The organism is Bacillus sp. FJAT-28004 (genome assembly GCF_001280845.1).
GTDB lineage: Bacteria > Bacillota > Bacilli > Paenibacillales > Paenibacillaceae > Pristimantibacillus.
In genome coordinates this window covers 2,385,174-2,408,136 of record NZ_LGHP01000001.1, presented here as the reverse complement: position 1 = coordinate 2,408,136, position 22,963 = coordinate 2,385,174, and the positions used below count along the sequence as shown (strand labels likewise).

22 protein-coding genes are annotated in these 22,963 nt (G+C 44.1%); 4 read left to right on the top strand and 18 right to left on the bottom strand.

What is annotated here, in order from left to right; translation table 11 throughout:
- Positions 1-102 precede the first annotated feature (102 nt).
- Together AC787_RS10250 and AC787_RS10245 are read left to right on the top strand one after the other, a co-directional pair.
- Positions 103-327, top strand: a complete 225-nt coding sequence (locus tag AC787_RS10250) for a hypothetical protein (protein ID WP_054024682.1) — start codon at positions 103-105, stop codon at positions 325-327.
- A gap of 345 nt (positions 328-672) precedes the next feature.
- Positions 673-1,407, top strand: a complete 735-nt coding sequence (locus AC787_RS10245) for an HAD family hydrolase (RefSeq protein ID WP_054024681.1) — start codon at positions 673-675, stop codon at positions 1,405-1,407.
- Positions 1,408-1,491: 84 nt separating this feature from the next.
- On the opposite strand, the gene AC787_RS10240 is transcribed toward AC787_RS10245, so the two are convergent.
- The 11 genes from AC787_RS10240 to pdhA all read right to left on the bottom strand — a co-directional run bounded on the left by AC787_RS10240 (position 1,492) and on the right by pdhA (position 14,341).
- The gene (locus AC787_RS10240; RefSeq protein ID WP_054024680.1) at positions 1,492-3,744 is read right to left on the bottom strand and encodes a type IA DNA topoisomerase; all 2,253 of its coding nucleotides are present in this window, start codon (positions 3,742-3,744) and stop codon (positions 1,492-1,494) included.
- Between the two features lie 258 nt (positions 3,745-4,002).
- Complete coding sequence (locus AC787_RS10235) at positions 4,003-5,154, bottom strand: glucosaminidase domain-containing protein (RefSeq protein WP_054024679.1); 1,152 nt, start codon at positions 5,152-5,154, stop codon at positions 4,003-4,005.
- Between the two features lie 50 nt (positions 5,155-5,204).
- Complete coding sequence (locus AC787_RS10230; protein WP_054024678.1) at positions 5,205-5,525, bottom strand: hypothetical protein; 321 nt, start codon at positions 5,523-5,525, stop codon at positions 5,205-5,207.
- 110 nt (positions 5,526-5,635) lie between these two features.
- Positions 5,636-7,123: a glutamate synthase subunit beta gene (locus AC787_RS10225; protein ID WP_054024677.1), complete on the bottom strand. Its 1,488-nt coding sequence runs from the start codon at positions 7,121-7,123 to the stop codon at positions 5,636-5,638.
- Positions 7,124-7,369: 246 nt separating this feature from the next.
- Positions 7,370-7,861, bottom strand: coding sequence for a dihydrofolate reductase (locus AC787_RS10220; RefSeq protein ID WP_054024676.1), 492 nt, complete (start codon positions 7,859-7,861; stop codon positions 7,370-7,372).
- Positions 7,862-7,900: 39 nt separating this feature from the next.
- Positions 7,901-8,857, bottom strand: coding sequence for a thymidylate synthase (locus AC787_RS10215; protein ID WP_054024675.1), 957 nt, complete (start codon positions 8,855-8,857; stop codon positions 7,901-7,903).
- A gap of 55 nt (positions 8,858-8,912) precedes the next feature.
- The gene (locus tag AC787_RS10210) at positions 8,913-9,398 is read right to left on the bottom strand and encodes an acyl-CoA thioesterase (protein WP_054024674.1); all 486 of its coding nucleotides are present in this window, start codon (positions 9,396-9,398) and stop codon (positions 8,913-8,915) included.
- 112 nt (positions 9,399-9,510) lie between these two features.
- Complete coding sequence (lpdA, locus tag AC787_RS10205) at positions 9,511-10,926, bottom strand: dihydrolipoyl dehydrogenase (protein WP_054024673.1); 1,416 nt, start codon at positions 10,924-10,926, stop codon at positions 9,511-9,513.
- A 3-nt stretch (positions 10,927-10,929) separates the two neighbouring features.
- Complete coding sequence (locus AC787_RS10200) at positions 10,930-12,261, bottom strand: dihydrolipoamide acetyltransferase family protein (protein WP_054024672.1); 1,332 nt, start codon at positions 12,259-12,261, stop codon at positions 10,930-10,932.
- Positions 12,262-12,275: 14 nt separating this feature from the next.
- The gene (locus AC787_RS10195) at positions 12,276-13,253 is read right to left on the bottom strand and encodes an alpha-ketoacid dehydrogenase subunit beta (protein ID WP_054024671.1); all 978 of its coding nucleotides are present in this window, start codon (positions 13,251-13,253) and stop codon (positions 12,276-12,278) included.
- A gap of 20 nt (positions 13,254-13,273) precedes the next feature.
- Entirely contained in the window at positions 13,274-14,341 is a 1,068-nt protein-coding gene (gene pdhA, locus AC787_RS10190) for a pyruvate dehydrogenase (acetyl-transferring) E1 component subunit alpha (protein ID WP_054024670.1), read from the bottom strand.
- Between the two features lie 290 nt (positions 14,342-14,631).
- On the opposite strand from pdhA, the gene AC787_RS10185 reads away from it, so the two are divergent.
- Positions 14,632-15,369 carry an alpha/beta hydrolase gene (locus tag AC787_RS10185; protein ID WP_054024669.1) on the top strand — a complete coding sequence of 246 codons (738 nt, stop codon included), beginning with the start codon at positions 14,632-14,634 and terminating at the stop codon, positions 15,367-15,369.
- Positions 15,370-15,436: 67 nt separating this feature from the next.
- Here AC787_RS10185 and AC787_RS10180 read toward each other — a convergent pair whose 3' ends face one another.
- Positions 15,437-15,931 (bottom strand): low molecular weight protein-tyrosine-phosphatase, encoded by a 495-nt coding sequence (locus tag AC787_RS10180; RefSeq protein ID WP_054024668.1) that lies wholly within the window; start codon positions 15,929-15,931, stop codon positions 15,437-15,439.
- Positions 15,928-16,569: a trimeric intracellular cation channel family protein gene (locus AC787_RS10175; RefSeq protein ID WP_054027013.1), complete on the bottom strand. Its 642-nt coding sequence runs from the start codon at positions 16,567-16,569 to the stop codon at positions 15,928-15,930. The genes AC787_RS10180 and AC787_RS10175 overlap by 4 nt, the downstream gene beginning before the upstream one ends.
- A gap of 224 nt (positions 16,570-16,793) precedes the next feature.
- Here AC787_RS10175 and AC787_RS10170 point away from each other — a divergent pair, with 224 nt between their 5' ends.
- Complete coding sequence (locus AC787_RS10170) at positions 16,794-17,432, top strand: thiamine diphosphokinase (RefSeq protein WP_054024667.1); 639 nt, start codon at positions 16,794-16,796, stop codon at positions 17,430-17,432.
- A gap of 79 nt (positions 17,433-17,511) precedes the next feature.
- On the opposite strand, the gene AC787_RS10165 is transcribed toward AC787_RS10170, so the two are convergent.
- From AC787_RS10165 to AC787_RS10145, 5 genes are all read right to left on the bottom strand, one after another.
- Entirely contained in the window at positions 17,512-19,485 is a 1,974-nt protein-coding gene (locus AC787_RS10165; protein WP_054024666.1) for an endonuclease MutS2, read from the bottom strand.
- Between the two features lie 445 nt (positions 19,486-19,930).
- The gene (locus tag AC787_RS10160) at positions 19,931-20,707 is read right to left on the bottom strand and encodes an MBL fold metallo-hydrolase (RefSeq protein ID WP_054024665.1); all 777 of its coding nucleotides are present in this window, start codon (positions 20,705-20,707) and stop codon (positions 19,931-19,933) included.
- A complete protein-coding gene (locus tag AC787_RS10155) occupies positions 20,704-21,378 on the bottom strand; it encodes a hypothetical protein (RefSeq protein ID WP_054024664.1) in 675 nt (224 codons plus the stop codon). The genes AC787_RS10160 and AC787_RS10155 overlap by 4 nt, the downstream gene beginning before the upstream one ends.
- Positions 21,379-21,392: 14 nt before the next feature.
- Positions 21,393-22,052, bottom strand: coding sequence for a GNAT family N-acetyltransferase (locus AC787_RS10150; protein WP_054027012.1), 660 nt, complete (start codon positions 22,050-22,052; stop codon positions 21,393-21,395).
- Between the two features lie 43 nt (positions 22,053-22,095).
- Positions 22,096-22,959 (bottom strand): carbon-nitrogen hydrolase family protein, encoded by an 864-nt coding sequence (locus tag AC787_RS10145; protein ID WP_054024663.1) that lies wholly within the window; start codon positions 22,957-22,959, stop codon positions 22,096-22,098.
- Positions 22,960-22,963 lie beyond the last annotated feature (4 nt).

Here is a 22,963-nt window from a genome sequence, read left to right as displayed (position 1 = left end):
AAAAAACAGTTTCCATACGAACAAATGTTTGGTATAATAAAAAACAAGAACAAACGTTCTAATGATCGACGAATTCAACATTTTGAAGGAGGCCTGATCACCATGAATAACATCTGCGAAAATTTCCGATATGTAGAAAATGAACGTCTAGGACGCGACTTAACTTTTAAGTTTTATGCCGATGGACGGCTTATTATCATCGATAATGTAGCAGAGGAGGTGATCACTCCCAAGGATTTAAAGGGCGCCAGCAAGGACTTCTACGTTCGTAGACGTATCGCTTTCATTAAAAATCAATTAAGAGCCTCACAGCTAAAATATGCATAGTATTTGTTAAAAGGAGAGCTGAAGTTATTCAGGCTCTCCTTTTTCGTTTATTAAAACTTGCTTCATTAAGTGAGTTGTTTGTTAATGCCGTTTAAGCTCGACGGTCGCTTCGCGAATTTATCAGTTTTAAGCTTTCCTGCCTGTCCGCGTATGCTAGAAGTATTTTGTCGATCACTTTTACCGTTTCTGTTAAATGCCAATCTAATCACCTCCACTATCATTATGCCGGTTTTTTTGGATATCTATGTAAAAGAAATTCATCACTCGCTCCTTACATTGACTCGACCCTACCACTTGCGGTAGATTGATCATACAGTTTCAAGTTTCGCAAAGGAGATCGAATAAATGAAGCAACAAATTATGTTTGACCTCGACGATACATTAATTCACTGCAATAAATACTTTTACTTAGTCATTGATCAATTTATTGATGCGATGACTACTTGGTTCGGAAGCTCTCCCCTCGTTTCTGTTCAAGCTATTCGAGATAAGCAAATGGAGATCGATATTGCAGGCGTTGCTGTGTTTGGATTTAAAAGTGAGCATTTCCCACAATCATTTGTTGATACTTACATTCACTTCTCTCATTTGATCGGTCGCAAACGATCCACAAATGAAGAAAATTTTTTGTGGAAACTTGGCTTAAGTGTATATGAGCACGATAGCGAGCCGTATCCAAATATGGAGCAAACGTTATTCTCACTGGCGGAAGCCGGTCATGAGCTTCATCTTTACACGGGCGGCGAGCTGCCCATTCAACGACGCAAGATTGAGAAATTTAATCTCGAGCGTTACTTCGATTCACGGATTTACATCCGCCGCTTGAAGAATAGCGATGCATTAGAGACTATTTTGTCCGCGGGAGCCTTCGATCGCAACAGTACGTGGATGGTTGGTAACTCCATTCGAACCGATGTTGTCCCTGCTTTAACAGCTGGTATCCATGCCATTCATATGCGTGCGATAACCGAATGGGAGTATAACGTCATTCAGATTGAAGTCGAACCAAAAGGTGCTTTTTTAACCTTAGATCATCTGAAGGACGTTCCTGACGCGATTCACGGCTACGTAAATCGATAATTAATCGACTAAATCAAATAACCCGAATTCGTCACTTTTTGCTAATGACGAATTCGGGTTTTATTATGTGAGAAAAAAGATCTACTATTCGATTGCTAATTCTCCGGTATCCACATCTCTAAGCACAATTTTTCCTTCTCCAGGCGAACCATCCGGAAGCTCAAGCTTCAGTTTTGTCGTCTTCCCCTTCTCGACTAAAGCTTTCACCTGCGTGTCCGTCAAATCCCGTCCAAAGCTCTGCTTCCATATGACGAATTTACAGCCTTCTTTGTAGTGAGAACAGCCATAACCTTTGCGGCCCATAAAGATCGAACCACCGCAGCCAGCCCTCGGACAAGTGGCGATCACAGTCGGAGTGCTTGACACCGCAGCTGCCGCTGTACTTTTTTTCGCCGTTCCTGCTGTTTTAGTTGATGCTGCACGGGTTCGAGTTGCCGTCCCTGCCTTGCCGCCAGAGCCTCTAGCGGGAACAGGAGCTTCACTCTCAAAAGATGTTTTAGCAGCGCGTGACTGAACGCGAACCTTGTCCACAATCATCGTGGCGAATTTTTTTACATTTTCCATGAACTGTCCATCTGAAGCGGTTCCTCTGGAGATTTCGTTTAGACGTCTCTCCCATAACCCCGTCATTTCAGGTGAGGTAAGCAAGTCGATGCCTGCACCACGAATCAGCTCAATGGCCGTCCGGCCTTTTTGTGTAACTTGTATTTTCTTGCCCTGCATTTCCACATACCCTACGTTTTTCAGCCGCTCAATCGTAGCTGCACGTGTAGCAGGCGTACCTAAGCCGGAATCCTTCATCGCATCGCGGACATCCTCGTCCTCAATTTGCTTGCCTGCGCTTTCCATTGCTTTAAGCAGCGTTCCCTCAGTGTAATGCTTAGGAGGCTGTGTGTCCTTCTCTTTCACAATGGCATCCGAGCAAGTAATCCCTTCATCAGCGGATATCGAGAAAGGCTCATTCACCTCAATTTCCTCGTCCTCAGCTTCTTCCTTATCCTTGCTTTTAGCCGTTGTCTTTGCCTTCTCCTTCTTCTGATCAGCATAGATCACCTTCCAGCCCAAGCTTAGAAGCTCCTTAACCGTCGTTTTGAACATTTCGTTCTCCACCTCAGTCATAACCGTGTGCACCTTGTATTCAGCAGCAGGATAAAACTGGGACAAAAACCGTCGCACAATCAAATCATAAAGCTTTTGCTCATCTGGGCTAAGTCCATTTGCTTTGCGATTCGTTGGCAAAATAGCGTGGTGATCCTCTACCTTTGTCGGATTGCAAATGAATTTATTCCCCTTATGCACAAGGCTTCGATTTGCCCCTTTTACGAGATCATCATAGGCTGTGCCTTGAAGGGCATTCAACGTTTTGTGCATCTCCGGAATGTTCTGCTCAGTAACGTAGTTTGAGTTTGTTCTTGGATAAGAGATGACTTTATGCTTCTCGTATAACGCCTGCGCTGTATCCAGCGTTTTTTTTGCAGAAAAAGCATACTTGCCATTGGCTTCCCGCTGCAAAAGAGTGAGATCGTATAGCTTAAACGGATACTCCTTCGTATCTTTAACCTCATACGACGCAATACGCCCCTCCTTGCCCTTAACCTTAGCAGCAATGGCCGCAACTTTATCTTGATCCGTCATTCTCTCGCCTTGCCACATACCGCGGTAAGACATCTCATTTTGAGTGAAGTGCCCTTCTAGTTCAAAAAATTTCAATGAAGAGAACGCTTCGATCTGCTTCTGCCGATCATAGATAAGTGCGAGTACCGGCGTCTGAACTCTTCCAACCGACAGCAGTACATTATGCTTCGTTGTAAAAGCGCGAGATCCATTCATTCCGATGAGCCAATCCGCCTCGCTCCTTGCTGTTGCTGCACGGGTCAAATTCTCATATTCGGCGCCCTCTTTCAGTTCCTCAAACCCTTTTCGGATCGTCTCCGGTGTAAGGTCTGAGATCCAAAGCCGCTTAACGGGTTGGTTTAATTTAAGATGGCGCTGTATGAGGGAGAAAATATATTGGCCTTCTCGCCCGGCATCGCAAGAGTTTACAAGCAGATTGCTGCGCTTTGCCAGATCGCCGATTACCTTAAGCTGATCGATTGTTTTTTTGTTCGGTACGAGCTTGAATTGTGTCGGTATTATGGGAAGATCATTTATATTCCACTTTTTGTAACGATCATCATATGCATCAGGCTCTGCAAGTCCAATCAGATGACCGATAGCCCACGTAATAATATATTGTTCGCCTTCTATGTAGGAACGGTGATTTTTTGCTTTAGGATCGATTGCGGCTGCTATATTTCGTCCCATATCAGGTTTCTCCGCAATGATTAGTGTCTTCAAAAGATAATCGCTCCTTCTTTAAACATTTCGAAAGTCTAACGCCTATCACTCTCCACAAATCGTAATAGAACGTTTCGCACTGTACAGCCACTAGAACATTTTACAGATTTCTAGGTGAAAAAGAAATGCTTTTCCTAATTTCAGAGTATGGAAGTTGTCCATAGAAAAAAGTAAAACCCAACGGGAGGGTTATCCCAATTGGGTTCACTGATAGTCCAAATCTTTATTTTACGTTCATTTTTCTGAAGTAAGCGAACACTATTTATTATTAGGCGGCGTTTCCATATAGGCAATGATTTTGGCGAAAATTGTCCGAACGCCGTCCGACCATTTTGGGTCTTCCGCATACTTCCGATTTATCCATGTAAAAGGGTCTACATCCGCTGGTCTGTCTTTGCTTAAATTAAATACCGTGCGCGCCGCAATTTCTGCGGATTGTTCAATATCTGTATTAAAATCCTGCCAGCTATGAAAAACATTAAAAGGATTATTCGCAATCTTCTTGTGCTGCTTATTCGACTTCGGTACAAACCCTTGCTCTTGACCAGTAATGGCAAATAAGACAACAGGATGTATATCGAAGGTTTGCGCAGCAGTTATAATCGCATCAAAATAAGGCTGTTCAGCTAGTATGGATGATTTCGACTGTAAAAATGATACCAACCGTGTTTGATCAAATTCTTGATAACGAAGCTCGGCAGGCAGCCCATCTATCGGAACGACAATCGGTTGAACTTGTTTTATGACAACCGGTGGCTGCAGCTTATTGTTTGACGGCTTATTTAAGGACCAGCCATACATTAAAGTAGCAGCAATTAATAAGAAACTTAAAGTACTGTAAATATAAGTTCTTGTACTAATCCTGCGTGTTAATGCTTCGCTCCACTGGGTTATAGGAAGAGATATGACTTCAGCAGTGCTCGAAGCCTGCACCATGGTTCGCGATTCGACACCTTCAGATGCTAGCAAACCCCTCAGCTGCGTCAAAAGGCCGTTCTCAGCCTCGTTCGAATCCATACCCGATTGGTCCCTTGTTAATAAGAGCTCGTCCATTACACGCTGCATGAGCGGCTTCTTACAGCTTACGAGCAGCTGTTCCTCCAACCAATCATGGAACGGATCATATATATCTGTCGAAGTTCGGTCTAGTCCTAAACAAACTTGAAAAATGTCTTCCGCTCTAACAGGTCTTTGTCGCTCCAAAACGGTTGTTTTTATGAGCGTCTCTGTGACGTAGCGTTTGATGCTGCTCTCGAAATTCGGCAATTGCTTATGTATAATGCGTTTGACTGCGTCGGCTACGATTTCCGCTCGTTTTTCCCCAGGCATCGCAGCGTATTTGTGCTGAACATAACTTCGAATATTTCGAACGTCTGTTGGTGACAAAACATATGCTTCATCGGCTGGCATGACGAATCGCCCCTTTGCGTCATCTCAAACCGATTTTACCACAACTTTCCTTATGACAGTGAGCTTAGTTTTTGAATTTCTTCTTGAATATATGATTGCATAATAAAGGCCGTTATTTGTTCCTTCTCGCTTACCGTAAATTGATATTCGCAATCACAGCCTTCATCATGCGGGACCATTTGTGCTATCCTTCCATCAATGGTACAAATGACGAGTATCGTGAAATCGATCATATCATCCGGCATTTCCGTCTCAGAAGCATGCTCGACATGCAAAATGATATCTATCCATTGTTCATTCCTGCGTTCGATCGTTGGCTGAAAAGAACGAAATATCAGTTCTGTCATTTTCTCTGATTCGTATTTGATCATAATGTGTCTCCTCTGTACGATGTATTGCCTCTATTCTCAGCAAGAAAAGCGCCCTAAGGCGCTTCTCATACATCTTATTATACTTTTTTTAATCATCTCTCGTCCAATGATTAAGGAAGCATCGATGTTCCCATCAAATATTTATCAACTTCACGTGCTGCCTCGCGACCTTCGTTAATCGCCCAAACGACTAAGCTTTGACCGCGACGCATGTCGCCAGCAGCAAATACTTTATCAACATTGGTGTTGTATTTACCATAAGTTGCTTTTACGTTAGTACGACGGTCTTGTGCAAGTCCAAGCTGTTCAATCAGTGTCGTTTCAGGTCCTTCAAAGCCGACCGCGATAAATACAAGATCTGCAGGCCATACTTTTTCTGTGCCAGGAATTTCACTATATATTTTGCGTCCAGTCTCATCAACTGTGCGTTCAATTTGAACCGTATGAAGCTCTTTTAGGTTTCCGTTTCCATCGCCAACAAATTTCTTCGTCAGTACAGAAAACGCGCGAGGATCTTCGCCAAATAGTGCTTTTGCTTCCTCATGAGCATAATCCAGTGTATAAACATTCGGGAATTGCGGCCATGGATTTTTCATGTTGTCACGCTCAAGCGGCGCTTTAGCATGTGTGCCGAATTGCGTAACCGACTTGCAACCGTGACGGAGTGCAGTGGCCACACAGTCAGAACCTGTATCTCCGCCGCCAATAACGATAACGTCCTTATCTTTTGCGGAAATATAGTTGCCATCCTCTAGATTAGAATCCAAATAGCTTTTAATTGTGCCATTCAAGTAATCCATCGCCATATGAACACCGTTTAAATCGCGGCCTTCCATCTCAACGTCGCGAGCTCTTGTCGAGCCTCCGCAAAGAACGACTGCGTCAAAGTTATTAACCAGCTCGTTAGCTGTAATATCTTTGCCGATTTCTGTATTGGTTACAAAATCAACGCCCTCTGCTGCCATCAAATCAACACGGCGCTGAACGACATGTTTCTCAAGCTTCATCGTAGGAATACCATAGGTTAGCAAGCCGCCGATGCGGTCTGCGCGCTCATATACCGTAACGGTATGTCCTGCTTTGTTTAACTGGGCAGCAGTTGCCATACCCGCAGGCCCAGAACCTACTACGGCAATCCGTTTGCCAGTGCGTACTTTTGGCGGTTGTGGAACAACCCAGCCCTCTTCAAACCCGCGATCAATGATTGCTTGTTCAATCGTTTTGATCGTTACAGCATCACCTATTAAGCCAACCGTACAAGATCCCTCACACGGCGCTGGACAAACCCTGCCAGTGAATTCAGGGAAATTATTCGTTTTATGCAGACGGTCAAGCGCTTCGCGCCATAACCCACGATAAATCAAATTATTCCATTCTGGAATCAGATTGTTTACCGGACAACCAGAGACCGAACCTGCCAGTTCAATGCCTGTATGGCAATATGGCGTACCACAGTCCATGCAGCGAGCCCCTTGCGTCTTTAATTGCTCATCCGAAAAATGCTTATGAAACTCTTGCCAGTCTTTGATACGCTCTAGCGGGTCGCGATCGGCCGGCAATTCGCGCTGAAATTCCATAAAACCAGTAGGTGTAGACATGATCGCATTTCCTCCATCCATATTTCCCGTTAACCACTGCTTAGATTCTCTTTCAAACTATATCGGGAATTCTTCAAATATTCAATAACAAACTTTCTGAAAAAACGAATATTTTGTCTAAAGCACTCGTTTACTATTTTACAACATCCTAGCATTCAAGTACTTATGAAGGTAATGGATTATGCGTACAATCATTTGCACTTTCTGACATATCGTTCGTCAAACGTTCGGTTTTCACTCTAAAATCTATACATCTTGTCGAATAAACGTTTGAAACGTGAAAGCATACTTATTTTTTTCATCGCTCTCTCTGCTCTCGCTTTCCACGAGCTGCCATTGCAAATCAGAGAAAATAGGGAAGAAAGCATCTCCGCCTTCAATATCAACTTCTACTTTCGTAAGCAAGATCTTATTAGCAAAAGGCAGGAACTGCTCATAAATATCAGCTCCGCCTATGACCACAAGCTCTTCGTCTGTATAGACTTCAAGCGCTTCCTCGATCGAATGAACGATCACACAGCCTTCTGGGTGGAAATCCGTCTGACGCGTCAATACGACATTTTTCCGGTCATCAAGCGGCTTAGGAAGCGATTCAAACGTCTTCCGGCCCATCAGCACCGTTTTGCCAATCGTCATCTTCTTGAAAAATGCCATTTCCGCAGGCAAGCGCCATGGAAGTTTATTTCCTATTCCAATCGTCCGGTTACGATCCATTGCAGCAATCAACGTAATATTCATATTCGTTTACTCCTTCCTATTCCTAGTCGATAATAAACTTTAAACCGCTACTGGCGCTTTAATAGACGGATGCGGGTTATAATCCTCAATGGACAAATCTTCAACAGCAAAGTCGAAAATCGTTTTTTTGTCAGCGTTTAATTTTAACAGAGGAAGTGGTTTAGGCTCTCTGCTGAGCTGAATATCGATTTGCTCCAAATGATTCGTATAAATATGAGCGTCACCAAGCGTGTGAATGAACTCTCCAACCTCAAGCCCGCACTCATGCGCAATCATATGCGTCAGTAACGCATAACTCGCGATGTTAAACGGTATGCCGAGGAAAATATCCGCACTGCGCTGGTAGAGTTGACAGGATAACTTGCCGTTTGTTACGTAGAATTGGAACATCGTATGACATGGAGGCAGAGCCATGCTCGGCACATCCTCTGGATTCCAGGCCGATACGATCAGCCTCCGCGAATCCGGATTTTTCTTGATCGTCTCAACGACGTCCTTAAGCTGATCGATGGCACTGCCTTGGGTCGTCTTCCAATCCCGCCACTGCTTGCCATATACGTTGCCAAGCTCTCCAAATTCAGCGGCAAACGGATCATCGGTCAATATATGCTGTTTAAAAAGATCCATCTGCTCGTCATAAGCTTTGGCGAATTCAGCATCCGTCTGTGAACGTAGGCCAAAATTTGTCATGTCAGGACCGTTATAGGATGTACTTTCGACCCATCTTTTGAATGCCCATTCATTCCAAATATTGTTATTATGTTGAAGAAGATAACGAATGTTCGTATCTCCTTGAATAAACCAAATCAACTCACTTGCAATTAATCGGAAAGGCACACGTTTCGTTGTAAGCAGTGGAAAACCCTCACTAAGATCAAAACGCATTTGATATCCAAAAGTTGAAATGGTACCCGTTCCAGTGCGATCCTCTTTTTTGGTTCCATGCTCTAAAACATATTTTAACAATTGCAGGTAGGTTTGTTCGCTTTTGCTCATTTGGACATTGCTCCCTATCATGAAAAAATCAGAAAAATAACAATTTATTATATCATCATCCGGGATTTCTGTCCTGTTTTCGTTTCTTTCTGAGCGCATGCCTCTCAGGGGCTGAACGATGCAGCTTAATCTCTTCTTCCGTCTCTGGAACGACAATCGGGACAATAGCAGGCTTACCGTTATCATCGATCGCAACAAAAGTAAAAAAAGCAGTAACTGTCGTTTTGCGCTCACCGCTAAACAAATTTTCAGATTGCACTGACACGAATACTTCCATGGAACTGCGATTTGTCCACGAGACAAAGGCTTCAACTTCAATGACTTCCCCGACCCGAATCGGCGCCAAAAAATCAAGGCTGTCCGTGGAAGCAGTTACGGCTTGCATGCGTGCATGTCTCATGGCAGAGATCGCAGCTACTTTATCCATATACTCCATCAGTTTTCCGCCAAACATCGTATTGAAATGATTCGTATCCAAAGGAAAAATAAGCTGCGTCATAATTGTTCGAGAATCTTTTGCAGGCTTGGTCGCTTGCTCCATGTTCGTGTACGCCTCCTTATTATTGCATTGCAGTCCTTGATGCGCAAAGAGGCCCCGCCGGCTGGATAGCCGCGTGACCTCTGATTTCGCAAAACGATAACATTATTGCGATTTATTTAATAAATGTGTGGATTGGGTGGCCTAGTGCAACTTCAGCTGCATCTAGCACGATTTCACCAAGTGTAGGATGCGCGTGAATCGTAAGCGCGATATCCTCAAGAGTTGCACCCATTTCGATAGCAAGAGCAAGCTCAGCGATCATATTGGAAGCCTCAAGACCGATGATTTGCGCACCGAGCACAAGACCGGAATCTGCGTCGGATACTAGTTTAACAAAGCCTTCATTTGCGTTAAGCGACATCGCGCGTCCATTGATTGCGAACGGGAATTTGCCAACCTTCACATTATGGCCTTTGTCTTTTGCTTCCTTCTCACTGAATCCAACGCTTGCGCATTCTGGATCAGAGAAGCAAACTGCTGGTACACATTTGTAGTCAATAACACTGGATTGACCAGAAATAGCTTCAGCTGCAATACGACCCTCGTACATTGCTTTGTGCGCAAGTGCAGGACCCGCAATGATATCGCCAATCGCGTAAATGTGCGGAATGTTTGTACGGCATTGCTCATCAACTTCAACTAAGCCACGATCGGAAAGCTTCACGTTGATTAGGTCAAGACCAAGCTCACCATCGGTATTTGGACGACGTCCAACCGTTACAAGCAGGTAATCCGCTGTTACTTTCTCTTCTTTATCACCAACTGTATAAGTTACAGTTACGTCTTTATCCGTTTGCTCAGCACCTTTTGCTTGTGCGCCAGTAATGATATCAACATTCGTGCTTTTCAGTTTCTTAGCAACGATGTTAGACATATCTTTGTCAAAGCCCGGCAAAATTGCGTCGGAACCTTCAATTACTGTTACTTTTGTACCGAATTTGGAATACATTTGACCAAGCTCGATACCGATATAGCCGCCGCCGATAACGACAAGGCTCTTCGGAATTTCTGGCAAGGACAATGCACCTGTTGACGATACGATGCGACCAGTGAAAGGGAAAGCTTTAAGTTCAATTGGACGTGAACCAGTAGCAATAATACAGTTTTTGAAACGGTAACGAGGCGCTTCTTGATCATTGAATACACGCGCTTCGTTTTCGTTAATAAACATAACTTCGCCTTGGAAATATTGGACTTTGTTTGCTTTCAGAAGTGAAGCAACGCCGCCTGTCAATTTTTTCACGATGCCGTTTTTGAACTCTTGTACTTTAGTAAAGTCAACTTTAGCTTCTCCAACTTCGATACCGAATGCAGAAGCATGGCTGATTGATTCATATTGATGTGATGCGGAAATAAGTGCTTTCGATGGAATACAGCCCACATTCAAGCATACGCCGCCTACATGTTCTTTATCCACGATAAGTACGTTTTGACCTAGTTGAGCAGCACGAATCGCTGCTACATATCCACCTGGGCCCGCACCAATAATTAGAGTATCAATATCTAGGGAAGCATCACCAACAACCATGTCTTATACCTCCATTATGAACAGTTCTGGTTGACCCAGAAGTGTTTTGATGTAATTCATAAAGTTTTGTGCTGTTGCGCCGTCGATAAGACGGTGATCGAAGCTCAGTGAAAGAGCCATTACAGGAGCAGCAACGATTTCACCATTGCGAACAATAGCTTTCTCTGTAATTCTACCTGTACCAAGAATCGCAACTTCTGGGAAGTTGATTACTGGAGTGAAGAACATACCGCCAGCGGAACCAATGTTGGAAATCGAGATTGTGCTGCCTTTTAGCTCGTTAGCAGCAAGTTTACCGTCGCGACCGCGAGCAGCTAGATCACGAATCGAGTCAGCAATTTTGAATAGGTTTTTACGATCTGCATCTTCAATAACCGGCACGATTAGGCCGTTATCTGTATCTGTTGCGATACCGATATTGTAGAATTTACGAAGAACGATTTCTTGGTTTGCCTCATCAAGCGTAGCGTTCAAGATCGGGAACTCGCGGCATGCTGCCACAAGAGCTTTCACGATGAACGGCAAATACGTAAGCTTGGAGCCTTTTTTCTCAGCATAAGGCTTATATTTAGCACGAAGTGCTACTAGCTCAGTTACATCAACTTCATCCATAATCGTAACGTGTGGAGCTGTATAAACCGACTTCGACATTGCATTAGCAATGATTTTGCGAATGCCTTTGAATGGTACACGCTCTTCTGGACGATATGGTGTTCCAGATGTTGTTGCGGCAGGCTTAGCTTCGACCTTCGCTGCAACTTCTGCATTGCTTGGTTGTTCAACTGCAGGAGCAGATGCATCTGTAGCCGTAACTGCAGGAGCGCCGCCAAAACCAGTTACGTCATCACGAGTGATACGTCCGTTTTTGCCAGTTCCGCCTACTTGCGTTAGGTCTACGCCTTGCTCGCGTGCAAATTTGCGAACGCTTGGTGTTGCTAGTACAAGACCCCCTGTAGCTTTTGGTGCTGCTGTTGCTGCTGCCTGGGCTGCTGGAGCTTCTGCTTTAGGAGCCTCTACTGCTAGAGCTGCCGCTGCAGGCGTTTCTGCTTTAGGAGCCTCAGCTGCTGCTGGTTCTGCTTGCTCTGGCAATTCGCCTTCTGCATCAATGATGGCAACAACTTCGCCAATGTTGCAAACTTGACCGTCTTTTACGAGCACTTCTAGTACTTTACCATTTACAGGGCAAGGTACTTCCACGATCGCTTTATCGTTTTGAACTTCCATAATAATGTCATCATCTGTAACCGTGTCTCCAACTTTGATATGCACTTTAATGATTTCGCCTTCGTGCAAACCTTCGCCGAGCTCTGGGAAACGATATTCGAATTTAGCCACCGCTTTAACCTCCTTTAAAAGTTCAGTACTTTGTTAACCGCTGCAGAAATACGAGCTACTGAAGGAAGCCACGCATCCTCAACTAGAGCAAACGGATATACGGTATCCGGTCCAGCTACACGAAGTACTGGAGCTTCTAAGTGCAGAATTGCTTTTTCATTGATTTGGGCAATGATTTCTGCTGCTGCGCCAGAAGTTTTTTGTGCTTCTTGTACAACAATTGCACGGTTTGTTTTCTTAATTGAAGCAACGATGGTATCGATATCTAAAGGAAGCAGTGTGCGAAGATCAATTACTTCTACACTTACGCCTGTTTTTTCAAGCTCTTCTGCTGCTTTGACAGCAGTGTGAACCATAAGACCGTAAGAAATGATCGTTACGTCACTGCCTTCGCGAACAACGTTAGCTTTGCCGATTTCAACTGTATATTCACCTTCAGGCACTTCAGCCTTGAATGCGCGGTACAAGTTCAAGTGCTCCATGAAGAATACTGGATCATTTTCACGGATTGCAGAAATCATCAAGCCTTTTGCATCGTAAGGGTTTGAAGGAATGACAACCTTGATACCCGGAGTTTGAATGGCAAGACCTTCAAGGGAATCCGTGTGCAGCTCTGCCGCTTTAACGCCGCCGCCAAAAGGCGTACGGAATACGATTGGCGAGTTGTAGCGTCCGCCAGAGCGGTAACGCATACGAGCAGCTTGGACAAAGATTTGGTCAAGCGCTTCATAAATAAAACCTACGAATTGGATTTCAGCGATTGGACGGAAACCTTGCAAACCCATACCAACTGCCATACCTGCAAGAGCTGACTCAGCAAGAGGCGTATCAAATACGCGATCTTCACCGAATTCATCCTGCAAACCTTCTGTCACACGGAATACACCGCCGACCTTACCTACGTCCTCACCGAAGATGACAACGTTCGAATCACGTTTCAATTCTACGCGCATCGCATCGCGAATTGCTTCCAACATATTCATTTGAGCCATGATCGTCTGATCCTCCTCTACTATTGAAAATCGTCCTTTTGCTCTTCCAAGTATTGCGGTGTTGTTTCAAACATGCTATCGATCAAGCCTGCTACAGTCATTTTTTCAACTGCTTCAGCTTTTTTGATGTGCTCAGTTACTGTTGCTTTTGCTTCATCTTTCACGCGGTTTGTGTCCTCTTCTGTCCACAAGCCTTTTTTCTCTAGGTATTTACCAAAACGAACAAGCGGATCTTTCAGAGCCCATTCTGCTTCTTCATCTTTTGTACGGTATTTAGTCGTATCATCCGCCAAGGAATGCGGACGGAAACGGTATGTCAGAAGCTCGATCAATGTAGCGCCTTCGCCATTGCGTCCACGCTCTGCTGCTTCACGAACGGCTTTAATAACCGCAAGCACGTCCATTCCATCAACTTGAACACCTTTGATACCAGCAGCAACAGCTTTATGTGCAACTGACAACGCGCCTGTTTGCTTGGAGTAAGGTGTAGTAATGGCATAACCGTTGTTTTGAACAACATAAATAACTGGCAGTTTATAAGCGCCTGCGAAGTTCATGCCTTCATAGAAGTCGCCTTCTGACGAACCGCCGTCGCCTGTATATGTGATAGCTACACGCTTTTCATTCTTTTTCTTAAATGCCATTGCAACGCCAGTAGCATGCAATACTTGTGCGCCAATAATAATTTGCGGCATTAAAACATGTACATCCTCAGGAATTTGACCACCTTGTTGGTGTCCGCGAGAATATAGGAATGCTTGATATAATGGCAAACCGTGCCATACAAGCTGTGGCATATCACGGTAACCTGGGCAAATGAAATCATCTTTGTTCAATGCGTATTCGCTGCCGACCATCGATGCTTCTTGGCCAGACACTGGAGCATAAAAACCTAATCTTCCTTGGCGTCCTAAATTAACAGCACGCTCATCCCATGTACGAGTAAATACCATGCGGTACATAATTTCTTTTAATTGGTCATCAGACAATTCCGGCAATAAATCCGGATTAACAACTTCCCCGTCGAGTGACAAGACAGAAAGCGGAGTTACCGGTTCCGTTTGAACTTCGTATGGCAATTTGCTCATTTTGAACGCTCACCTCAATCGAAATATTTGAAAATCGTTTACCTCTGTTATAGAATTATTATAAACCTGTTTAATGAAAATGGTCAAAGCAAAAAACACAAAAACCGTTGTTTTTTCACCGATTCTCATCATTCTTTTAAGAAATTGTATATGCTACAGACATTTTTTTTTAGTATAACAGCATAATACAATAGGACAGAAATAGATGTGATTCCTTTGATTGTCTTTATATTGTTTACCCACAACAGATGTTTTCCATTCAATAAATCAAATAGATAGGGGAGAAAGAAATGACAGATGAGCGATATTTAAAGAGAACGATAGTGAAGGAGACCGTACCAAGCCAATTTTTACCGGAGCAAAGTCGTAATTTACGTATCTTTTTGCCGCCTGGCTATAATGAAGTACTTAGCTACCCAGTCATATATTGCCAGGATGGTGAAGATTTTTTCAACTTCGGGCGTATTGCGACTACTGCCACTCGATTAATTTTGGATGAAGGACTTGAACCTTTCATCATTGTAGGCGTCGATGTCGACAAAAAGCAGCGCACTGAGGAGTATACGCCAGACGGCAATCGACATGAGGCGTACATTCGTTTTTTCGCAGAGGAGCTACTACCGTTTGTTGAAGAACGTTATGCCGTAAGACAAGACCCCGAACAACGTTTATTAGCGGGTGATTCGCTTGGCGGCTCGGTTTCCTTGCATTTGGCTCTCTCCTATCCGCATCTCTTTACACGCGTCATGTCCTTATCCGGTGCTTTTTATGGTGTATCACAAAATATTATCGCTTCAGCAGGCGACCTAAGCTGGCTGAAAATCTATATGATCGTTGGACTCCAGGAGGATGCCTACGAAACCGATCGTGGTATATTTGATTTTGTGGCCTTGAATCGCAATGCCAAAGCGCTGCTCGAGCTTAATCAGGCGTCTGTCTTCTATGAAGAGAAAGATGGCAAACACCAATGGGGCTTTTGGCAAAAAGAGCTCGATCAAGCGCTAACCTATTTCATTGATGTAGAATAATCAAATGAAAAGCTGTTCAGCAAGCTCCATTCGGAACTGTTGGACAGCTTTTTATTATTAAAATTTATTATTTTATTTGTAAATCAGCTTTAACCCGGTTAAGAAGCTCCTTGCATCCACTGTCCACTAGCTCATAAACAAATGGGAAATTACCTTCATAATAAGGATCAGGCACATCAGCTATTCCCTTGCCCGGCAATAGCTCCATAAAAGTAAACAACCGTTTCGATTCATCGGCAGAGGCTTGACCCTCCCCAAAAAACAGCTTGCGTACATCGCGTAAATTGTTCGTATCCATACATACGATGTAGTCAAAGGTTTTGAAGTCATCCGGTGTTACTAATCGAGCTTTCATCCCCTGGTGTGAAATCTGGTGCTGATCCAGTTGCTCCCTCGTGCCCTCGTGAGGCGGATTCCCCAAATGCCAATCACCGGTACCGGCGGAATCGACTGTTATTTGATCTGCTAAGTTTGCTAGCTCAACCTGATGGCGCATAACAGCCTCTGCCATTGGAGACCTGCATATGTTTCCGAGACATACAAATAAAATACGTGCTTTCATGAGATTCCTCTTTTCTGCTGTTCATTAGATGTATCAATATGTAACGAGCGTCTGGGCAGCTTCCACTTGAAATAAACAGAAAGCATTCGGAAGCTAATTATGATAACGAATAGAACCAAGAGCTCCAAGGATGATTTAAACCAACCAAGTCCAATCGCGAGACCTGCAAGCATTGCCCATACGGCATAAATTTCATCTTTTAGCACAAGCGGTTTACGACCAGCCAGCACATCGCGAATAATGCCGCCGCCTATCCCTGTCAGCATAGCTGCAACAAGTACTGCACTAAGCGGATGTTTCATCTGCGTAGCATAAAGCGCCCCCTGAATAGCAAAAGCAGATAATCCAATGGCATCAAAAAAAGCCTCGCTCCGTCTCCAGCGCTGAATCCAGTCGACTGGCAAAAGAAATGCAATCGTCATTGCAATAATGGCTATTTTCAGCAGGTATCCTTGATTCCAAAGTGATGTAACCGGCATGCCGATCAAGAGATTGCGCACGACGCCGCCTCCAAACGCTGTGACAAGGCCAAGCACGAATACACCTAGTATATCGTATTCTTCCTCCATAGCCACAATCGCTCCACTGACTGCGAAAGCAATTGTACCGATTATGCTAAAAATACCAAAAATGTCCATACTCATAGCAAATGCGCCTCGCTTCCCGTCCATGAACCGATCCCTTCATCGGTACTTTCATTCATCATTTTAGCTGGGAGTTTGTGGATACGCAATGACAATTTTCGTGATATTTATCAAGTAATACATAGAGTTATTCCGCTGCCTCTAGTTTTTTTAGAACAAAAGGCTTTATACTTGTGTGAATAACATTCGATAACGTGAATAAGAAAGGAAAATTCGTCATGCAACCTCGCATCGTAATTTGCACAGGCGGCCAGCTTGGCGCTTGGGCACTTGCACATATAAAACCAAATGATCTGCTCATTGGAGCAGATAGCGGTGCTCGTTTCCTGATCTCAAATGGATTGCGTCCAGATATTTCCATCGGAGATTTTGATTCAGTATCCGAAGAAGAATTGATAGAGATTCGTAAAAACAGCGGTCAAACGATTGCCTGTGACCCTATCGACAAAAATTATACCGATACGGAAATGGCCGTTCGTCTAGCCTTGGATTTGCAGCCTACCGAATTAATCCTACTTGGCGCGCTGGGCACAAGGTTTGATCATTCTCTAGCAAATGTACATCTGCTTGCATTATCGACAAAGCAGCAAGTGAAAACGACGATCATTGATGATCATAACAAAATTTCTCTCGTGACTGATCAAATCACGATCGAACAGCAAGGATACCCGAATGTCTCTTTACTTCCTCTAACACTAAGCGTAGACGGAATTACACTTCATGGATTCCAATATCCGTTGACTGACGCTGAGTTAACAATTGGCCAGTCACTCGGAATCAGCAATGTCCTTGTTTCGTCTACAGGCATCATCACTATACGAAAAGGCTTATTACTGGTCATCCAAAGTCGTGATTAGCTAATCCATTCTTCAACAAAAGACCCAGCCTAGGTGATTGCACCCGCGGCTGGGTTTCTTGTTTTACATGTTTAAACCATCAGAGAAGCTCTTCCTCTTTTGTAACAATCTCTAAGCCTTCTACATGCTTGCGATTCATCAACTTGCGAGTTTTTCTGTTTTCTTTTGATTCAAACACGATATCGAGGTCATACTCCTCATTTTGATCCGGGTAAAGCTTTATTTTGGCGATATACAGCTTCAACCGTTTGTGATTAAACGTAAGCTTTTGTCCTTGTATCTGTACAATAACGTTGCCTCGCTCATCTGCTGGACGATAAACAACACCCATTTTATTAAGTGGATAGATCCATACCGCATCGCCTTTCTCAAATGGTTTCGTTGTTTTTTTCAAGCCCTGTGTGTTACTTTCATTAGGCACACTCTTATTCAATTTGGGGAGCTCAGCTTCAGCTATAGAAGACGTTTTCTGAACTTTCTTTTCATTTCGCGTGTGCTCGCTTATGCGTTTCTCTCCCGATTGATTATCCTTCCGCACTAGCAATTGTTCTGCACGCAACATGACCTCTTCCGGCAACCCGAATCGTCTTGCAATCGCAAATGCATGGCTTTCTCCTGCTTCACCCATCTCCAAGCGATACAACGGCTTTAATGTTTCCGCATCGAAAGCCATTTTCCCATTCTGACATCCGTCAGTCCGAGCAGCAAAAGCTTTAATTTCATTAAAATGTGTTGTTGCCGCTGCTAATGCCCCTCGTTTCAACAATTGCTCCAATAGTGCGATGGAGAGAGCAATGCCTTCTGATGGATCGGTACCCGCTGCCAGCTCATCGAGCAGAAGCAGAGCTCTCGGACCAGCTGCTTGAAGCATATCCTTCAGTACGGTGATATGAGAAGAGAATGTGCTAAGTGACTGTTCCAGACTTTGACCATCTCCAACATCGGCGATGACATGCTGGAAGACGCCCATCTCACTCCCTTGCTCGGCTGGAACAAGCAACCCCGATTGTACCATGAGCACGAATAATCCAATGGTTTTCAAAGTTACCGTTTTACCACCCGTGTTCGGTCCAGTTATAATCAACTGTTTCCATTTATAACCGAGCTCCACATGAAGCGGTACGCTATTTTGCCCAAGCAGTGGATGACGTGCGCTAACGAGACGTACAACAGGCTGTTCTGATAAAGTAATTCTTTTACCTTCATAAGAACGAGACAACTTCGCCCTAGCCGTAATGAAATCAAATGAAGCCATAGCTTCTACATTACGAAACAACTCAAAGGAGAACGACTCTGTATATTCGGACAATCGGGATAAAATAACGGTGCGCTCCCGCTCTTCATCTGCCTTCCATTGCTGCAGCTCTACCTGAAGCTCGGATGCATCTAATGGTTCCACGAATAAGGTCTGACCACTTGCGGACTCATCCCATACCGTCCCGGGTACCTGCTTGCGATGCTCGCGTTTTACCGCAATAACAAATCGATCATGGCGTTTACTGATGACTGGCTCTTGCAGTGAAGTTCGGTACTTATAAAGCGCATTCTCCATTTTTTTCTGGATTTTATCCTCCGTTGCGTAAATATGTCTGCGGATGTAGGCAAGATCAGGGCTAGCTTGATCGGTTAACTGTCCGTAACGGATACAACGTTTTAGTTCATCCCTCAGCACAGGGCAATCGTACATGGATTCCGCATAGGCAGCTATCGTTGGCGCAATTTCACGCTTGCTGAACATATACTTTTTCATTTGCACAACAGATGTCAGCCATACTGACAACTGCTCGAGTTCCTGTTCGTTATAAATTCTACCCTTGCCGAGCAGCGACAGAAATGAATCAATTCCATCCATCGCAGATAACGGAATACTTGCGCCACTTCTGAGAAGCTCAGCAGCCTCATACGTTTCTTGCAGCCAAGCTTCAACTTGACGATGCTTCGTGCTTGGTTCAAGTCGTTCAGCTAACAATCGTCCTGCTGGTGAAATCGTGAAACTTACTACACCTGCTTTTACTTTATCAAATTCTAATCTTCGCCAAGATGCTTCATTCATCTGTGTGGCCTCCTCTATTTTTGAAAAAAAAAAGACAGAAACAGAACGCGGGCGCGTTCCATTCCTGTCTTCGATCGACAAATGCTCCAATACCATTTCCATTGATAACGAAATCGTTAACATGTAAATGGATATAAAAAAACCGCGCTGCGAGAGCACGGTGATTGGGCCGCTGTCGAATTGCTTCAGGCGGAAATCCTCATGTCCAGAACTCTTGGCGTCAGATCACGAAATAAAGCCTCGCATCTCAGTGTTTTCACACACCGGGAATCGTTGCAAGACCAACGTTCATCTGACTATATCCAATTTATGAGTTATGGACACCAGCAAACATTAAAATTTCCCCTTTAAGCATAAAGTTAATAGTAGATCCAAAAAAGGATTCATAAATACTGTACAAAAAAGACAAGCATCTTGTCAAGCAAGACTTAACCTATTCCTAAAGCTATAACGAAATTGCCATTCCCGTTCGTGCAAATTGAAGTTGTTCGGGCAGCTTATAATCTCTTCTAAGATCGATATCATGCGACATATGTGTGAAAATGGTTTGTTTTGGCTTCCACTTATGGATAAGCTCGATAGCTTCAATAACATCATAGACAGAACGGGTTTCATACGCAAAAGGCTCTTCGTAAAAGCTTGTACCAAGCACAAGCAAGTCAAGATCTACCAAATGTTTCTGCTGCTCATCAGTCAAGCCGATGGAGTCTGAGCAATATACCCATTTACAGCCTGTTTCAGTATGTTCGAATCGAAAGGCATAGGCATAGCCGTTTTTACCGTGATTGACACGCCAGCTATATGCACGCCATTTACCGAACATAACAGGAGAATCGAAAGAATGGAATTCGATCTGCCGGCTTAACCAAGGAAATCGATCTAATACTTCTTGAATGACTTCCGCAGGCGCGTAGGCTTGACCACGTTTTCCCGTCCAACGGCAAGCGTCTGCCCACTCCACTAATCCGCCGATATGGTCAAAATGAGCATGCGTGATAAGCAGTGTATCGATTTCACGTATTGCTGCCATTTCCAATTGTTTTGCGAAGTCCGTCCCGCAGTCAATCCACACCGTTCCTGCTTCCTGATCCTCAATCTGCAGCGATGACCTATAGCGACGATTTTCCTGCGTATCCCGTGCTTCCATACAAACCTCGCATTCGCAATAAATGCGAGGTACACTCATGGAATCTCCGGTTCCTCTGAAAATCAACTTCGTCATAGCGGCAGCAGCTCAAACGTCTCCGATGCACGGATTTGTTCCATCATTTGAAGCCATTGTTCAGGCTTGTTTGGCAGTGCTGCATAGTAGCCTTCTAGGAATGTGGCAATAAGAGCTGCGTCAATCGTAGTTTGTTCTTCATCTTTCGGCAGGAAGCAAAAATCCAGTTCAGAGACTGCTTGACCTTCGTGGTCCCAAGAAGGGTGAACGTAAGGAAATGCGATTCGCTTGTAACCGATATGCGACAGAACTTCGCGACGAACAAACGGATTCATAGGAGAAACTCCGCCGAATGCATGCTCTTCAGCACGATATGGATCGTATACTTCAGCGAACATGCCAATCGAAACCGTACCGGATTGCTCAGCTAGCTTCTGCAAATCTTGTTCCCGTTTACGCAGCAGAAAGCGACCAATACCGAGTGATGGTTTTCCGATAATCGTAAAGTCAGTCATAGCCACACGCAGCTCTGGATAATAACGGTATTCGGTTGAGCCTACCACTTCCCCCTCATGTATCGCCACATAAACATGAATGGTTGGATCTTCAAGAGGTTCCCGCCATAACTCATAAGCAAGAACTTCCTCAGGTGGAAAAATCGTTTGAAGAAGCTTATGTAATGGACCAAAATACTTGTCTTCAATTGTTGTGATACGATGATAGATTAGCATATATGTACATCTCCTTATTTAAATGGATTACGCCACTCCATAATGGCAGCACAATTGTGTGATTGCTCATCGTCTAAATAGTTATGAGCAACGCCAATTGGCATTCGTCCGCATTTAAGCAAAAATGTAATAACTGGGTCTTTCCATTCACCCTGCATCACTTTATCCAAATACTCCTCTGGAGAAATCTGATGCGAACGAGCTCCATAACCAGGCATGCGACCGCCACCGAGCAATCTCAGAAGTCCTAGCTGGACAACGGTCTCATACATCGACTGCATGAGCCATTTGCCAATACCAGATTTACGGTATTCCGGTATGACGCAAAGGTCTATTACATAAAGCGTATCTCCGCTCTCCTTATGATTGCGAATATAACCACTGTCAGAGATAGTCTCCCAATTATGATCATGACCATATTCATTCATATCGATTCTTAATCCGGTCATGGAGCCAATAATCGAACCATCAACCTCAGCGCATATGGCACCCTCTGGGAAACGAGTCACATGTTCAGTTAATTGATCTTTATTCCACCATAGCTCCTGCGGGTAAGGTGGGGGGAAGCTTAGCCGCTGAACATGAATTAAACCCTCAAAATCGGCTAAATTATAATGACGAATGATAGCTTTTTGCGGTTTTCCGTCAATGAACAAGTACAACTCTTTACGCATCGCTTCGCCCATTCTCCTCTTATTGAAGAGCTTTCTTATTTGATCAATTCCAATCCGTATACAAATCTGTTCGACGATCACGCCATGTGGTGACTGAGCCTTTCTGTCTCACTTCCTCAAGCAGAGACAAATCAAGATCGGCCACGATGAGCATATCATCGTTGATGATGCCTTCGCTCAAAATGCCGGCAGGCGGGAAAGGAATGTCATTCGGAGCTATAATAGCAGCTTGACCGAAGTTTGCACGCATGAGATCTACTCTCCGAAGTGATCCAACCGTACCCGTTGTTACGATGTACACTTGATTCTCAACCGCTCTAGCATGACAGCAATAACGTACACGATAGAACCCATGACGATCATCCGTGCAAGATGGGCAGAAAATAACATCTGCTCCTTTAGCCCTTGCCATTCGAACGATCTCTGGAAATTCAATATCATAACAAGTAAGCATCGCAATGGTTCCAAATGCGGTCTCGAATACCTCAAGACCTTCACCTGCCGACATATTCCAGCCTTCTACTTCAGCTGGTGTGATGTGGATTTTATGCTGAACGTCTATTTTTCCATCAGGATGAAACAGATGTGCAGCATTGCGCAAACTTCCATCCGCTTGCTTAATAACGTGGGTGCCCCCAACAATGTATACCGCATACTCAGCAGCTAGGGAACGAAATAGAGCTAAGTAACCCTCGGTAAAGTCGGGAAGACGGTCGATAGAAAGAAGCGCATCTCCCTGCTCATCTCCAATCGACATCAATTGTGTCGTCAGAAACTCTGGGAATAAAATAAATTGTGACCCGTATTCTGAGGCATTACGAACATAGTGAGTCACTTGCTCTGCAAATTGCTCAAACGTGTTAATATCAGCAAGCTTATACTGAACGGCTGCCGTACGAAACTTCATTCGT